This window comes from Stutzerimonas sp. LR2 (assembly GCF_055755175.1).
In genome coordinates, this window is the sequence record NZ_JBVTRR010000004.1 from 568,551 (window position 1) to 582,769 (window position 14,219).

12 protein-coding genes are annotated in these 14,219 nt (G+C 62.7%); 11 read left to right on the plus strand and 1 reads right to left on the minus strand.

Annotated features, from left to right (window positions below; genetic code table 11):
• Positions 1-163 precede the first annotated feature (163 nt).
• Together acnA and ACVRRC_RS16990 are read left to right on the plus strand one after the other, a co-directional pair.
• On the plus strand, positions 164-2,839 hold the full coding sequence (gene acnA, locus ACVRRC_RS16985) for an aconitate hydratase AcnA (RefSeq protein ID WP_170800045.1): 2,676 nt from the start codon (positions 164-166) through the stop codon (positions 2,837-2,839).
• 349 nt (positions 2,840-3,188) lie between these two features.
• Positions 3,189-4,757 carry a methyl-accepting chemotaxis protein gene (locus ACVRRC_RS16990; RefSeq protein WP_045632207.1) on the plus strand — a complete coding sequence of 523 codons (1,569 nt, stop codon included), beginning with the start codon at positions 3,189-3,191 and terminating at the stop codon, positions 4,755-4,757.
• On the opposite strand, the gene ACVRRC_RS16995 is transcribed toward ACVRRC_RS16990, so the two are convergent.
• Positions 4,747-5,490: an alpha/beta family hydrolase gene (locus ACVRRC_RS16995; protein ID WP_472997307.1), complete on the minus strand. Its 744-nt coding sequence runs from the start codon at positions 5,488-5,490 to the stop codon at positions 4,747-4,749. The two genes, ACVRRC_RS16990 and ACVRRC_RS16995, sit on opposite strands and share 11 nt — an antisense overlap.
• Before the next feature lie 62 nt (positions 5,491-5,552).
• On the opposite strand from ACVRRC_RS16995, the gene ccoN (ACVRRC_RS17000) reads away from it, so the two are divergent.
• The 9 genes from ccoN (ACVRRC_RS17000) to ACVRRC_RS17040 all read left to right on the plus strand — a co-directional run bounded on the left by ccoN (ACVRRC_RS17000) (position 5,553) and on the right by ACVRRC_RS17040 (position 14,212).
• Positions 5,553-6,977, plus strand: coding sequence for a cytochrome-c oxidase, cbb3-type subunit I (gene ccoN, locus ACVRRC_RS17000; protein ID WP_011912994.1), 1,425 nt, complete (start codon positions 5,553-5,555; stop codon positions 6,975-6,977).
• A 13-nt stretch (positions 6,978-6,990) separates the two neighbouring features.
• Complete coding sequence (gene ccoO, locus ACVRRC_RS17005; protein ID WP_011912993.1) at positions 6,991-7,602, plus strand: cytochrome-c oxidase, cbb3-type subunit II; 612 nt, start codon at positions 6,991-6,993, stop codon at positions 7,600-7,602.
• A 98-nt stretch (positions 7,603-7,700) separates the two neighbouring features.
• Positions 7,701-8,636, plus strand: coding sequence for a cytochrome-c oxidase, cbb3-type subunit III (ccoP, locus tag ACVRRC_RS17010; RefSeq protein WP_472997272.1), 936 nt, complete (start codon positions 7,701-7,703; stop codon positions 8,634-8,636).
• 352 nt (positions 8,637-8,988) lie between these two features.
• Complete coding sequence (gene ccoN, locus ACVRRC_RS17015) at positions 8,989-10,416, plus strand: cytochrome-c oxidase, cbb3-type subunit I (protein ID WP_011912991.1); 1,428 nt, start codon at positions 8,989-8,991, stop codon at positions 10,414-10,416.
• 12 nt (positions 10,417-10,428) lie between these two features.
• On the plus strand, positions 10,429-11,040 hold the full coding sequence (ccoO, locus tag ACVRRC_RS17020; protein WP_011912990.1) for a cytochrome-c oxidase, cbb3-type subunit II: 612 nt from the start codon (positions 10,429-10,431) through the stop codon (positions 11,038-11,040).
• A gap of 6 nt (positions 11,041-11,046) precedes the next feature.
• Positions 11,047-11,232 (plus strand): CcoQ/FixQ family Cbb3-type cytochrome c oxidase assembly chaperone, encoded by a 186-nt coding sequence (locus ACVRRC_RS17025; RefSeq protein ID WP_003294837.1) that lies wholly within the window; start codon positions 11,047-11,049, stop codon positions 11,230-11,232.
• On the plus strand, positions 11,233-12,150 hold the full coding sequence (ccoP, locus tag ACVRRC_RS17030) for a cytochrome-c oxidase, cbb3-type subunit III (RefSeq protein WP_011912988.1): 918 nt from the start codon (positions 11,233-11,235) through the stop codon (positions 12,148-12,150).
• A gap of 137 nt (positions 12,151-12,287) precedes the next feature.
• Positions 12,288-13,700: a cytochrome c oxidase accessory protein CcoG gene (gene ccoG, locus ACVRRC_RS17035; RefSeq protein WP_011912987.1), complete on the plus strand. Its 1,413-nt coding sequence runs from the start codon at positions 12,288-12,290 to the stop codon at positions 13,698-13,700.
• Between the two features lie 11 nt (positions 13,701-13,711).
• The gene (locus ACVRRC_RS17040) at positions 13,712-14,212 is read left to right on the plus strand and encodes a FixH family protein (protein ID WP_017245337.1); all 501 of its coding nucleotides are present in this window, start codon (positions 13,712-13,714) and stop codon (positions 14,210-14,212) included.
• The last annotated feature ends 7 nt before the right edge of the window (positions 14,213-14,219 follow it).

Below are 14,219 nucleotides of genomic sequence, written 5' to 3' on the forward strand. Positions count from 1 at the left end.
TGTGAGCGGTCGGGTCTGCGCCAAAGCCGCGCATCATAGCCGACCGCGGGAACCCTCGCCCGCATCGCCCGGTCCAGTGCAGTAGCGAAACACCTGCCCAAGGGCTAGTTTCAAAGCTCGTTCATCAGCCAGCCCTCACCGTGTGGGCACAAGGAGATGAGGAATGCCTTCCCTGGATAGCCTGAAATGTCGCCGCAGCCTCGAGGTTGCCGGCAAGACCTACCACTACTACAGCCTTCCCGACGCAGCCGCCCAGCTGGGCGACATCAGCCGACTGCCCACCTCCCTCAAGGTGCTGCTGGAGAACCTGCTGCGCTGGGAAGACGACGTGACCGTACGCAGTGACGATCTCAGATCGCTGGTGAGCTGGCTGCAAACCCGCAGCTCGGACCAGGAAATCCAGTACCGCCCCGCCCGGGTGCTGATGCAGGACTTCACCGGCGTCCCGGCAGTAGTCGACCTCGCGGCCATGCGCGATGCCGTGGCCAGGGCCGGCGGTGATCCGCAGAAGATCAACCCGCTGTCGCCGGTGGACCTGGTGATCGACCACTCGGTGATGGTCGACCGCTTCGGCAGCGACCAGGCTTTCGAGCAGAACGTCGAGATCGAGATGCAGCGCAACGGCGAACGCTACGAGTTCCTGCGCTGGGGCCAGCAGGCCTTCGACAACTTCAGCGTGGTGCCGCCGGGTACCGGCATCTGCCACCAGGTCAACCTGGAATACCTCGGCCAGGTTGTCTGGACCCGCGAAGAGAACGGCGAAACCGTCGCCTACCCGGACACCCTGGTCGGCACCGATTCGCACACCACCATGATCAATGGCCTCGGCGTGCTCGGCTGGGGTGTCGGCGGCATCGAGGCCGAAGCGGCGATGCTCGGCCAACCGGTGTCGATGCTGATTCCTGAGGTGATCGGTTTCCGCCTCAGCGGCAAGCTCAACGAGGGCGTCACCGCCACCGACCTGGTGCTGACCGTGACGCAGATGCTGCGCAAGCACGGCGTGGTCGGCAAATTCGTCGAGTTCTACGGCCCGGGGCTGGATCACCTGCCGCTGGCCGACCGTGCCACCATCGGCAACATGGCGCCCGAGTACGGCGCTACTTGCGGCTTCTTCCCGGTCGACCAGATCACCATCGACTACCTGCGCCTGACCGGCCGCAACGAGGAGCGCATTGCCCTGGTCGAGGCCTACAGCAAGGCTCAGGGCATGTGGCGTGACAGCGATTCGCCGGACCCGGTGTTCACCGCTACCCTGGAGCTGGACCTGGCCCAGGTGCAGCCGTCCGTCGCCGGGCCCAAGCGCCCGCAGGACCGGGTCACGCTCGGCGATATCGGCGCCAACTTCGACCTGCTACTGGAAACCGGCGGACGCAAGCAGCAGGCCGACACCTCGGTGGAGGTCAAGGGCGAGAACTTCCACCTCAAGCACGGCGCGGTGGTCATCGCGGCAATCACCTCCTGCACCAATACCTCGAACCCCAATGTACTGATGGCCGCCGGCCTGGTCGCCAAGAAGGCGGTTGAGCGCGGGCTCAAGCGTCAGCCCTGGGTCAAGTCCTCACTGGCGCCGGGCTCCAAGGTGGTCACCGACTACCTCGAGCGGGCCGGGCTGACGCGCTATCTGGACCAGCTCGGCTTCAACCTGGTGGGCTATGGCTGCACCACCTGTATCGGCAACTCCGGACCGTTGCCGGATGCCATCGGCCAGGCGATTACCGACAACGACCTGATCGTATCGTCGGTGCTGTCCGGCAACCGCAACTTCGAGGGCCGCGTGCACCCGCTGGTCAAGGCCAACTGGCTGGCCTCGCCACCGCTGGTGGTCGCCTTCGCCCTGGCCGGCACCACGCGCATCAACATGGATCGCGAGCCACTGGGCTACGACGACCAGAATCAGCCGGTGTACCTGAAGGATATCTGGCCGAGCAGCGCCGAAATCGCCGAAGCCGTGGCGCGTATCGACGGCGAGATGTTCCGCAGCCGCTATGCCGACGTATTCAGCGGTGACGAGCACTGGCAGAAGATTCCGGTCAGCGCCGGCGACACTTATCAGTGGAATGCCAGCTCCAGCTACGTGCAGAACCCGCCCTACTTCGAAGATATCGGCCAGCCACCAGCGCCGCCGGCGGACGTCGAGAATGCCCGGGTTCTGGCGGTGTTCGGCGACTCCATCACCACCGACCACATCTCGCCCGCCGGCAACATCAAGGCGAGCTCGCCGGCCGGCCTGTACCTGCAGTCGCTGGGGGTGGCGCCGGAAGACTTCAACTCCTACGGCTCGCGCCGCGGCAACCACGAAGTGATGATGCGCGGCACCTTCGCCAACATCCGCATCAAGAACGAGATGCTCGGCGGCGAGGAAGGCGGCAACACGCTCTACCAGCCGAGTGGTGAAAAGCTGTCGATCTACGACGCCGCCATGCGCTATCAGGCCGAAGACGTGCCGCTGGTGGTGATTGCCGGCAAGGAGTATGGCACCGGCTCCAGCCGTGACTGGGCCGCCAAGGGCACCAACCTGCTGGGCGTGAAGGCGGTCATCGCCGAAAGCTTCGAGCGCATCCACCGGTCCAACCTCATCGGCATGGGCGTGCTGGCGCTGCAGTTCGTCGGCGAGCAGACGCGTCAGTCGCTGAGTCTGAACGGCACGGAGAAGTTGTCGATCCGAGGGCTCGGCGCGGACATCAGGCCACGCCAGCTGCTCACCGTCGACGTGGAACGGCAGGACGGCTCGCGCGATTCGTTCCAAGTGCTGAGCCGCATCGACACGCTGAATGAGGTCCAGTACTTCAAGGCCGGCGGCATCCTGCACTACGTATTGCGCCAGCTGATCGGGAGCTGATCAGGCAGAAAAAACGCCGGTGCGAATCCGTTCGCACCGGCGTTTCGCCGTCCACTGGCGTCTAATCTCCAGCCGCCTGAACATCCATGCACGCTGTCCGGTCCCTGACTTCGCCACCGCCCCGCCGACCGGAACGTCCGGACACGCATTAACCCTCTCGCAAAAAGATTGCAGAACCATTAAGCCGAATCTGCCGTCAGTCGCCTTTCGACCAAAGTTGATCCTCGAATCAGCTTTGCCGTCTCAAGAACGCCATGCCATGGCCGACCCATAGGTCAGCCCGGACCCAGAAGAACATCAAAGGTCAGGCGCGCTCCTCCGAACATTCAATGCCAGGCGTGAAAAGTCGATGCGTAACAACCAGCCCGTATCCCAGCGTGAATATGCCTTCCCCGACCAGCAGCGCCTCATCTCGACCACCGACCTGAAAGGGCAGATCACCTACTGCAACGACATCTTCGCCGAAGTCAGTGGCTTCGCTCGCGACGAGCTGATCCGCGCGCCGCACAACCTGGTGCGCCATCCGGACGTGCCTCCCGCGGTGTTCGAGCATATGTGGACAACGCTCAAGCAAGGCAAGCCGTGGATGGGCGTGGTCAAGAATCGTCGCAAGAACGGTGACCATTATTGGGTCAATGCCTACGTCACGCCGATTCTCGATCAGCAGCGGCAGGTCACCGGGTACGAATCGGTGCGGACCAAGCCGACGCGCGAGCAGATCCAGCGCGCCGAAGCACTCTACGCACGACTGAATGCGGGCAAGAGCGGCGTACCGCGCAGCGACGTCTGGCTACCCGTACTGATGAAGTGGCTGCCGTTCATTCTGGTGGGCCAGATCGGCTTTCTGCTCGGTGCATTCTTCGACCATGCCGTGGGCTTCATGGCTGCGGCCCTGCTGTCGATTCCGCTCGGCCTTGCCGGCCTGCACTGGCAGCAGCGTGGCCTGCGCCGGCTGATGCAGCTGGCGCAGCAGAGCACCAGTGATCCGCTGATCGCGCGCATGTACACCGATAGCCGCGGCGTCGAAGCGCAGCTGGAAATGGCCATGCTCAGCCAGCAGGCCCACCTGAAGACCTGCCTCACACGCCTGCAGGACACCGCCGTGCAGCTGCAGGGTCAGGCCAAGGAGGCCGACACGCTGGCTCAGAACTGTGCCAACGGCCTGGTGCAGCAGCATCAGGAAACCGAGCAGGTGGCCACGGCCATCAACGAGATGGCCGCAACCACGCAGGAGGTGGCCAGCAACGTTGCGTTGGCAGCCGACGCCACCCGCGAAGCCAGCCGCCTCACCGTCCACGGCCGGGAAGTCACCGCCGAGACGCGCAAGGCCATCCAGCAACTCTCCGACTCGGTGGCCAAGACCGGCGAAGCGGTCAATCAGTTGGCCAGCGACAGCGAGGCGATCGGTAGCGTGGTCGACGTGATCAAGAGCATCGCCGATCAGACCAACCTGCTGGCACTCAACGCCGCCATCGAGGCGGCGCGCGCCGGCGAGAGCGGCCGCGGCTTCGCCGTGGTTGCCGACGAGGTACGCCAGCTGGCCCAGCGTACCGGGGCGGCCACCGGCGAGATCCACCAGCTCATCGAAAAGCTGCAGCAGCAGGCACGCCACGCCGTGCAGACCACCGAGGCCGGTCGGGTCCATGCCAGCCGCGGCGTCGAGCAGGTGCTCCAGGCCGACCAGGCGCTGACGGGCATCAACGAGGCCATGGGCAATATCATCGACATGACCACGCAGATCGCCTCGGCCACCGAAGAGCAGAGCGCCGTCGCCGACGAGATCAGCCACAACGTCAGCACCATCGCCCGCCTCGCCGACCAGACCGCCGGCGACGCCCGTAGCTCGGCGCTGCTCAGCGAGGATCTCGCGGCAACGGCGCAGGGGCAGTACGCGCTGGTCGAACGCTTCAACCGCTGAGCGTAGTGCAGCGAGCGTCACAAGGTGCTCGCTGCCACTTCTCAGGGGCTTGAAGCCCGCCCAGAAACGCGGCGATGACGTCCGCCGCTTCGTCCAGATGCTGCTCGTGGGTCAGCCCCGAGCGCTTCAGCGGCTTCAGATCATGGTCCGCCGCAGCGAGCCAATGCAGGGCGATCGCAGGCGACAACGGGTATTGCGCCACCCGCTCGCGATCACCGAGTGCATCGCGCTCGCCCTGCACGATCAACGTCGGGGTCCTCAGCCCTTGCAAATGGGCCACTCGAGGCTTGTCCGGCTTCCCCGCGGGATGGAACGGATAGCCCAGGCACACCAGTGCCTCGGCCTCCAGCTCATCGGCTAACAGGCTCGCCATTCTCCCGCCCATGGACTTGCCGCCGATGGCCAGCGGTCCTGTGGCCTGCTGTCGCACCAGCGCATGGACTTCCCGCCATTGTGCGAGCAACTGAGCCTGCGGACTGGGCGGGCGTCTGCCCATTCCCTGGCGTCGCGCCGCCATGTAGGCGAACTCGAAGCGGCACACCGCAACCCCGCGCGCGGCAAGGCGCACAGCCATTTGCTCCATGAACGGACTGTCCATCGGCGCACCGGCGCCGTGGGCCAGAATCAGGCTGGCCGACGCCGCGCCCCGAGGATGGTTCCAGCCGACGAGATGCCCTTTGTCACATTGTGTGTATTGACCCGCGTCAATACCGGCAGATTGCCCTTTCCCCATTCTTGCCCCGCTTTCTATTAGAAAGAAAAAACTGCTCATTACCCGTGGATGGAAGCCCATACATGAACACAGCAACCAGTACCGCCTACAGTTACAAGGTGGTCCGCCAATTCGCCATCATGACGGTGGTGTGGGGAATCGTCGGGATGGGGCTCGGCGTTTTCATCGCAGCACAATTGGCCTGGCCATTTCTGAACTTCGACCTCCCGTGGACCAGTTTCGGTCGTCTTCGCCCATTGCACACCAACGCGGTGATCTTCGCCTTCGGCGGCTGTGCTCTGTTCGCAACTTCCTACTACTCGGTTCAGCGCACCTGCCAAACCACCCTGTTCGCGCCTAAGCTGGCCGCGTTCACCTTCTGGGGCTGGCAGCTGGTCATCCTGCTCGCCGCGATCTCCCTGCCGCTGGGCTTCACCAGCTCCAAGGAATACGCGGAACTGGAGTGGCCGATCGACATCCTGATCACCATCGTCTGGGTGGCCTATGCGATCGTCTTCTTCGGCACGCTGGCGACGCGCAAGGTAAAGCATATCTATGTCGGTAACTGGTTCTTCGGTGCCTTCATCCTGACCGTGGCGATCCTGCACATCGTCAACAACCTGGAAATTCCGGTCACCGCGATGAAGTCGTACTCGCTGTACTCCGGCGCCACCGACGCGATGGTGCAGTGGTGGTACGGCCACAACGCCGTGGGCTTCTTCCTCACCGCCGGCTTCCTCGGGATCATGTACTACTTCGTGCCGAAGCAGGCCGAGCGTCCGGTGTACTCCTATCGCCTGTCGATCGTTCACTTCTGGGCACTGATCACCGTCTACATCTGGGCCGGCCCGCACCACCTGCACTACACCGCCCTGCCGGACTGGGCGCAGAGCCTGGGCATGGTGATGTCGCTGATCCTGCTCGCACCGAGCTGGGGTGGCATGATCAACGGCATGATGACCCTGTCGGGCGCCTGGCACAAACTGCGTAGCGACCCGATCCTGCGCTTCCTGGTGGTCTCGCTGGCGTTCTACGGCATGTCCACTTTCGAAGGCCCGATGATGGCGATCAAGACCGTCAATGCCCTGTCCCACTACACCGACTGGACCATCGGCCACGTACACGCCGGCGCCCTCGGCTGGGTTGCCATGGTGTCCATCGGCGCGCTGTACCACCTGATCCCGAAAGTGTTCGGTCGCGAGCAGATGCACAGCATCGGCCTGATCAACACCCACTTCTGGCTGGCCACCATCGGCACCGTGCTCTACATCGCCTCGATGTGGGTCAACGGTATCGCTCAGGGCCTGATGTGGCGTGCGATCAACGACGACGGCACCCTGACCTACTCCTTCGTCGAAGCGCTGGAAGCCAGCCACCCCGGTTTCGTGGTGCGGATGATCGGTGGTGCGATCTTCTTCGCCGGCATGCTGGTGATGGCCTACAACACTTGGCGCACCGTTCAGGCGGCCAAGCCGGCCGAGTATGACGCCGCCGCGCAGATCGCTTGAGGAGCCGACGTAAATGAAATCGCATGAAAAACTCGAGAAGAACGTTGGTCTGCTGACCCTGTTCATGATCCTGGCGGTGAGCATCGGCGGTCTGACCCAGATCGTCCCGCTGTTCTTCCAGGACGCCGTCAACGAGCCGGTCGAGGGCATGAAGCCCTACACCGCGCTGCAACTCGAAGGCCGTGACCTGTACATCCGCGAAGGCTGCGTGGGCTGCCACTCGCAGATGGTGCGCCCGTTCCGCGCCGAAACCGAGCGCTACGGCCACTACTCCGTCGCCGGCGAAAGCGTCTACGACCATCCGTTCCTGTGGGGCTCCAAGCGTACCGGTCCGGACCTGGCCCGTGTCGGCGGCCGCTACTCCGATGACTGGCACCGTGCGCACCTGTACAACCCGCGCAACGTCGTGCCCGAGTCGAAGATGCCGTCCTACCCGTGGCTGGTCGAGAAGACCCTCGATGGCAAGGACACCGCCAAGAAGATGTCGGCGCTGCGCACCCTCGGCGTGCCCTACACCGACGAAGACATCGCCGGCGCCCGTGACTCCGTCAAGGGCAAGACCGAAATGGACGCGATGGTGGCCTACCTGCAGGTACTCGGCACGGCTCTGACCAACAAGCGGTAAAACGGCTCTCCATCTAAGAAAGGTGCGCCGCCGAGGGCGGCCATCAGGGACTTCAATCGCGGACAGCTAGAGTTGCTCGGGCTGTCCAGGAGTAGAACATGAGCAATTTCTGGAGTGGATACATCGCCCTGCTGACGCTGGGCAGCATCGTCGCTCTGTTCTGGCTGATCTTCGCCACCCGCAAGGGCGAGCCAGCCGGCACCACGGACAAGACGATGGGACATTCTTTCGATGGCATCGAGGAATACGACAACCCGCTGCCGCGCTGGTGGTTCTTGCTGTTCATCGGCACGCTGGTGTTCGGCATTCTCTACCTGGTGCTCTATCCGGGCCTGGGCAACTGGAAAGGCGTCCTGCCGGGTTACGAAGGTGGTTGGACGCAGGAGAAGCAGTGGGAGCGTGAGGTTTCGCAAGCCGACGAGAAGTACGGCCCGATCTTCGCCAAGTACGCTGCCATGTCGGTGGAACAGGTGGCACAGGACCCGCAGGCTGTGAAAATGGGCGCCCGCCTGTTCGCCAACTACTGCGCCATCTGCCATGGCTCCGACGCCAAGGGCTCCCTGGGCTTCCCAAACCTGGCCGACCAGCACTGGCGCTGGGGCGGTGATGCGACCTCGATCAAGACCAGCATTCTGAACGGCCGTATCGCTGCCATGCCGGCCTGGGGCCAGGCCATCGGCGAAGAAGGCGTGAAGAACGTCGCCGCCTTCGTGCGCAACGAACTCGCCGGTCTGCCGCTGCCGGAAGGCACCGATGCCGATCTGGGCAAAGGCAAGGAGGTCTATTCGCAGACCTGCGCCGTCTGCCACGGCCAGGGTGGCGAAGGCATGGCCGCGCTGGGCGCGCCGAACCTGCAGCATGCCTCCGGCTGGATCTACGGTTCGAGCCTGGGCCAACTGCAGCAGACCATCCGTCACGGCCGCAACGGCCAGATGCCGGCTCAGCAGCAGTACCTGGGCAACGACAAGGTGCACCTGCTCGCTGCCTACGTTTACAGCTTGTCGAAAAACCCGGAACAAGTCGCCAAGCAGTGAGTCGTAAAAGGGCGGTACACTCGTACCGCCCTTCCCGCCTTGTTCCAAGGCAACTTCCACGGCGCTGCGACTATCTGTCGCATCCTCAGCCGACCGAAGACCTTCCCCCTCCGCAGCTGCACTTTTAAGCTTTGCTTCCGATTCGCCGCCCCGCCTAGAACCATAAGGCGAACTCGATAAATCCCGCGCACCGGCCTGGTGCGAATCGTCCCTGCACAGCACACGGAAGACGCTTTAAATCAGGGTTTCGGCCAGCAAAGAGAGCCCGGGCGTCGTTTGCATTGCCCCCCTGCTTTCTCCATACTTGCCGCCGTTTTTGCCTTCGAAAATGCCATTAGCGTGGAAGCCTTGCATGAGCACAGCAATAAGTGAGACTGCTTATAACTATAAGGTGGTTCGCCAATTCGCCATCATGACGGTGGTGTGGGGAATCATTGGGATGGGCCTGGGTGTTTTCATCGCCGCGCAGCTGGTGTGGCCCTCGCTCAATTTTGACCTGCCGTGGACGAGCTTCGGTCGTCTGCGTCCCTTGCACACCAACGCGGTGATCTTCGCCTTCGGTGGTTGCGCACTGTTCGCCACGTCCTACTACGTGGTTCAGCGCACCTGCCAGACGCGGCTGTTCTCCGATGGTCTCGCTGCCTTCACCTTCTGGGGTTGGCAAGCCGTGATCGTGCTGGCGGTCATCACGCTGCCGCAAGGCTTCACCAGCTCCAAGGAATACGCGGAACTGGAATGGCCGATCGACATCCTGATCACCTTGGTATGGGTGTCGTACATTGCCGTGTTCTTCGGCACCATCATGAAGCGCAAGGCCAAGCACATCTATGTGGGTAACTGGTTCTTCGGTGCCTTCATCCTGGTGACGGCGATGCTGCACATCGTCAACAACCTGGAAATCCCGGTGAGCTGGTTCAAGTCCTACTCGATCTATTCGGGCGCGACCGATGCGATGGTGCAGTGGTGGTACGGCCACAACGCCGTGGGCTTCTTCCTGACCACCGGCTTCCTGGGCATGATGTACTACTTCGTGCCGAAGCAAGCCGAGCGTCCGGTGTATTCCTATCGCCTGTCGATCGTCCACTTCTGGGCGCTGATCACCCTTTATATCTGGGCCGGCCCGCACCACCTGCACTACACCGCCCTGCCGGACTGGGCGCAGAGCCTGGGCATGGTGATGTCGATCATCCTGCTGGCACCGAGCTGGGGTGGCATGATCAACGGCATGATGACCCTCTCCGGCGCCTGGCATAAGCTGCGCACCGATCCGATCCTGCGCTTCCTGGTGGTTTCGCTGGCGTTCTACGGCATGTCGACCTTCGAAGGTCCGATGATGGCCATCAAGACCGTCAACGCCCTGTCCCACTACACCGACTGGACCATCGGCCACGTACACGCTGGCGCCCTCGGCTGGGTAGCGATGATCACCATCGGTTCGATGTACCACCTGATCCCGAAAGTGTTCGGTCGCGAGCAGATGCACAGCATCGGCCTGATCAATGCGCACTTCTGGCTGGCCACCATCGGCACCGTGCTCTACATCGCCTCGATGTGGGTCAACGGCATCACCCAGGGCCTGATGTGGCGCGCAATCAACGAAGACGGCACCCTGACCTACTCCTTCGTCGAAGCGCTGGAAGCCAGCCACCCGGGCTTCATCGTCCGTGCGCTCGGCGGCGCCTTCTTCCTCGCCGGCATGCTGCTGATGGCCTACAACACCTGGCGCACCGTGCGTGTCGCCAAAGCAGCCCAGTACGACGCTGCCGCGCAGATCGCTTGAGGAAACGGATAGATGAAGAACCACGAAATACTTGAAAAGAACATCGGTCTGCTGACCCTGTTCATGATCCTGGCGGTGAGCATCGGTGGTCTGACCCAGATCGTCCCGCTGTTCTTCCAGGACGCCGTCAACGAGCCGGTCGAGGGCATGAAGCCGTACACCGCGCTGCAACTGGAAGGCCGTGACCTGTACATCCGCGAAGGTTGCGTGGGCTGCCACTCGCAGATGGTGCGCCCGTTCCGCGCCGAAACCGAGCGCTACGGCCACTACTCCGTCGCCGGCGAAAGCGTCTACGACCATCCGTTCCTGTGGGGCTCCAAGCGTACCGGTCCGGACCTGGCCCGTGTCGGCGGCCGCTACTCCGATGACTGGCACCGTGCGCACCTGTACAACCCGCGCAACGTCGTGCCCGAGTCGAAGATGCCGTCCTACCCGTGGCTGGTCGAGAAGACCCTCGATGGCAAGGACACCGCCAAGAAGATGTCGGCGCTGCGCACCCTCGGCGTGCCCTACACCGACGAAGACATCGCCGGCGCCCGGGATGCCGTTCGTGGCAAGACCGAGATGGACGCCATGGTGGCCTATCTGCAAGTACTCGGCACCGCACTCACCAACAAACGGTAACGCATGATGGAAATCGGGACTCTTCGTGGCCTGGGCACAATTCTGGTATTCGTCGCCTTTATTGGCGTGGTGCTCTGGGCCTACAGCAGCAAACGCAAGCAAAGCTTCGACGAAGCCGCCAATCTGCCCTTCGCGGACGACGAGACCGACGCCAAGAAGCGTGATGAAGAAGCTTCCAGGAGTAAGAAATAAATGACCTCGTTTTGGAGTTGGTACGTCACCCTGCTGAGCCTCGGCACCATTGCCGCGCTGGTCTGGCTGCTACTGGCAACTCGCAAGGGCCAACGCCCTGACAGCACCGAAGAAACCGTTGGCCACTCCTATGACGGCATCGAGGAGTACGACAACCCGCTGCCGCGCTGGTGGTTCATGCTGTTCGTCGGCACCGTGGTGTTCGCACTCGGCTACCTGGCGCTCTACCCCGGCCTGGGCAACTGGAAAGGCCTGCTGCCGGGCTATGAGGACGGCTGGACTCAGGTCAAGGAATGGCAGCGCGAGATGGACAAGGCCGACGAGCAGTACGGCCCGCTGTACGCCAAATACGCCGCCATGCCGGTAGAGGAAGTGGCCAAGGACCCGCAGGCGCTGAAGATGGGTGGCCGTCTGTTCGCCTCCAACTGCTCCGTCTGCCACGGCTCCGACGCCAAGGGCGCCTATGGCTTCCCCAACCTGACCGACGATGATTGGCTGTGGGGCGGCGAGCCCGAGACGATCAAGACCACCATCCTGCATGGCCGTCAGGCTGCAATGCCGGCGTGGAAGGACGTGATCGGCGAAGAAGGCATTCGCAACGTGGCTGGCTACGTTCGCAGCCTGTCCGGCCGTGATACCCCAGAGGGTATCAGCGTCGACATTGAGCAGGGTCAAAAAATCTTCGCGGCCAACTGTGTAGTCTGCCATGGACCGGAAGCCAAGGGCGTTACAGCCATGGGCGCGCCGAACCTGACCGACAACGTCTGGCTGTATGGTTCGAGCTTCGCTCAGATCCAACAGACCCTGCGCTACGGTCGCAATGGCCGCATGCCTGCCCAGGAAGCGATCCTTGGCCATGACAAGGTTCACCTGCTGGCAGCCTACGTCTACAGCCTGTCGCAGCAACCGGAGCAGTGATCGACCGGGGTCGGGAGTGACGACCTGTCACACCCGACCTCAACGCTCCGGGCGTACCATTCGCAGCTGGACAGAAAAATGATCCCGGTTGGCACGTATCGGCCGGGACACCCACCTTCCGCCGTGGTACGCACTCGATGACTGAGCAGATCCCCGTTCGTGATGTAACCCCTCCGTCCAAGGCAGGAGCGTCCGCTGACCTCTATGCCGCGCGTGAAAAAATCTACACCCGAGCCTTCTCCGGCCTGTTTCGCAATATCCGCCGCGTCGGCGGAGCGGTTCTCTTCATCCTTTATTTCGGCACCGCATGGATCAACTGGAACGGCCGACAGGCTGTCTGGTGGGATCTTCCGGAGCGCAAATTCCATGTCTTCGGGGCTACCTTCTGGCCTCAGGACTTCATGCTGTTGTCGTGGCTGCTGATCATCTGCGCCTTCGGCCTGTTCTTCATCACTGTGTTCGCCGGCCGCGTATGGTGCGGCTACACCTGCCCACAAAGCGTGTTCACCTGGGTTTTCATGTGGGCCGAAAAGGTCACCGAGGGTGATCGCAACCAGCGCATGAAGCTGGACAAGGCTCCCATGAGCGGCGGCAAATTCATCCGCAAGCTGGGCAAGCACAGCATCTGGCTGTTCGTCTCCTTCGCGACGGGGGTCACCTTTGTCGGGTACTTCACCCCCATCCGCGAACTGGTACCTGACCTACTCACCTTGCAGGTTGGCGGCTGGGCCTTGTTCTGGGTGGCTTTCTTCACGCTCGCCACCTACGGCAACGCCGGCTATCTGCGCGAGCAGGTCTGCATCTACATGTGCCCGTATGCACGCTTCCAGAGCGTGATGTTCGACAAGGACACGCTGATCGTTTCCTACGATCCGCGCCGCGGCGAGAAGCGTGGCCCGCGCAAGAAGGACGCCGATTACAAGGCCATGGGCCTGGGTGATTGCATCGACTGCACCATGTGCGTGCAGGTCTGCCCGACCGGTATCGACATCCGCGACGGTCTGCAGATCGAATGTATCGGCTGCGCGGCCTGTATCGATGCGTGCGACGCGATCATGGACAAGATGAACTACCCACGCGGGCTGATCAGCTACACCACCGAACACAACCTGTCCGGCCAGAAGACCCATCTGCTGCGTCCGCGGCTGATCGGTTACGCGGTCGCGCTGCTGGCGATGATGGGGCTGTTCACCTATGCCGTGTATGATCGCCCGCTGGTCAAGCTGGACGTGCTCAAGGATCGCGTGCTCTATCGCGAGAACGAGCAAGGCAATATCGAGAACGTGTACACCCTCAAGGTCATGAACAAGGCTCAGCGCGAGCAGACCTTCGTGATCGAGGCCTCGGGTCTCGACGGCCTGGTCTATGAGGGCCGCAGCGAGATACGGGCCGAAGCGGGTGAGCTGGTGACCGTGCCGGTGGAACTGTCCATCGCACCGGAGAAGCTGCCCTCGAGCACCAATGAGATCGTCTTCCATGTCCGTTCGGTAGACGACGAATCGATCAATGACGATGCCGACAGCCGTTTCATCGGCCCAAGCATCCGCTAGAAAGGTAATGCATGCGCTCCGATAACGAACAAACACGTTGGTACACCCAGTTCTGGGCCTGGTTTGTCATCGCGATTCTGCTGAGTTCGGTTGTGTTGGGGGTGTCGTTGCTGACGATTGCCATCCGCAACGCCGATACGCTGGTGGCGGACAACTACTACGATGCCGGCAAAGGAATCAACCAGTCCCTCGAGCGCGAAAAGCTGGCGGAGCGTCTGGAGATGCAGGCCCGTATCGTCCTCAATGACGAGCGCGGTCTGGCCGAGGTGCAGCTGAGCGGTGCGAGCCGGCCTCAGCAACTGGTGCTGAATCTGCTCTCCCCGACCCAGCCGGAGCGTGACCGCCGCGTGGTCCTGCAACCGCAGGGCGATGGCATCTATCAGGGACAGATGCAGGAGTCGATCACCGGCCGACGCTTCATCGAGCTCCTCGGCCGAGAAGGCGACCAGGACTGGCGCCTGTATGGTGAAAAGACGGTTGAAACCGGCCGCGCGCTCGAACTGAAGCCTTGAGCTGCTG

What these genes read in the sequence shown, in the direction of transcription:
- acnA (WP_170800045.1), top strand. Translation starts at nt 164, where the DNA reads ATGCCTTCCCTGGATAGCCTGAAATGTCGCCGCAGCCTCGAGGTTGCC.
- ACVRRC_RS16990 (WP_045632207.1), top strand. Translation starts at nt 3,189, where the DNA reads ATGCGTAACAACCAGCCCGTATCCCAGCGTGAATATGCCTTCCCCGAC.
- ACVRRC_RS16995 (WP_472997307.1), bottom strand. Translation starts at nt 5,490, where the DNA reads ATGGGGAAAGGGCAATCTGCCGGTATTGACGCGGGTCAATACACACAA.
- ccoN (WP_011912994.1), top strand. Translation starts at nt 5,553, where the DNA reads ATGAACACAGCAACCAGTACCGCCTACAGTTACAAGGTGGTCCGCCAA.
- ccoO (WP_011912993.1), top strand. Translation starts at nt 6,991, where the DNA reads ATGAAATCGCATGAAAAACTCGAGAAGAACGTTGGTCTGCTGACCCTG.
- ccoP (WP_472997272.1), top strand. Translation starts at nt 7,701, where the DNA reads ATGAGCAATTTCTGGAGTGGATACATCGCCCTGCTGACGCTGGGCAGC.
- ccoN (WP_011912991.1), top strand. Translation starts at nt 8,989, where the DNA reads ATGAGCACAGCAATAAGTGAGACTGCTTATAACTATAAGGTGGTTCGC.
- ccoO (WP_011912990.1), top strand. Translation starts at nt 10,429, where the DNA reads ATGAAGAACCACGAAATACTTGAAAAGAACATCGGTCTGCTGACCCTG.
- ACVRRC_RS17025 (WP_003294837.1), top strand. Translation starts at nt 11,047, where the DNA reads ATGGAAATCGGGACTCTTCGTGGCCTGGGCACAATTCTGGTATTCGTC.
- ccoP (WP_011912988.1), top strand. Translation starts at nt 11,233, where the DNA reads ATGACCTCGTTTTGGAGTTGGTACGTCACCCTGCTGAGCCTCGGCACC.
- ccoG (WP_011912987.1), top strand. Translation starts at nt 12,288, where the DNA reads ATGACTGAGCAGATCCCCGTTCGTGATGTAACCCCTCCGTCCAAGGCA.
- ACVRRC_RS17040 (WP_017245337.1), top strand. Translation starts at nt 13,712, where the DNA reads ATGCGCTCCGATAACGAACAAACACGTTGGTACACCCAGTTCTGGGCC.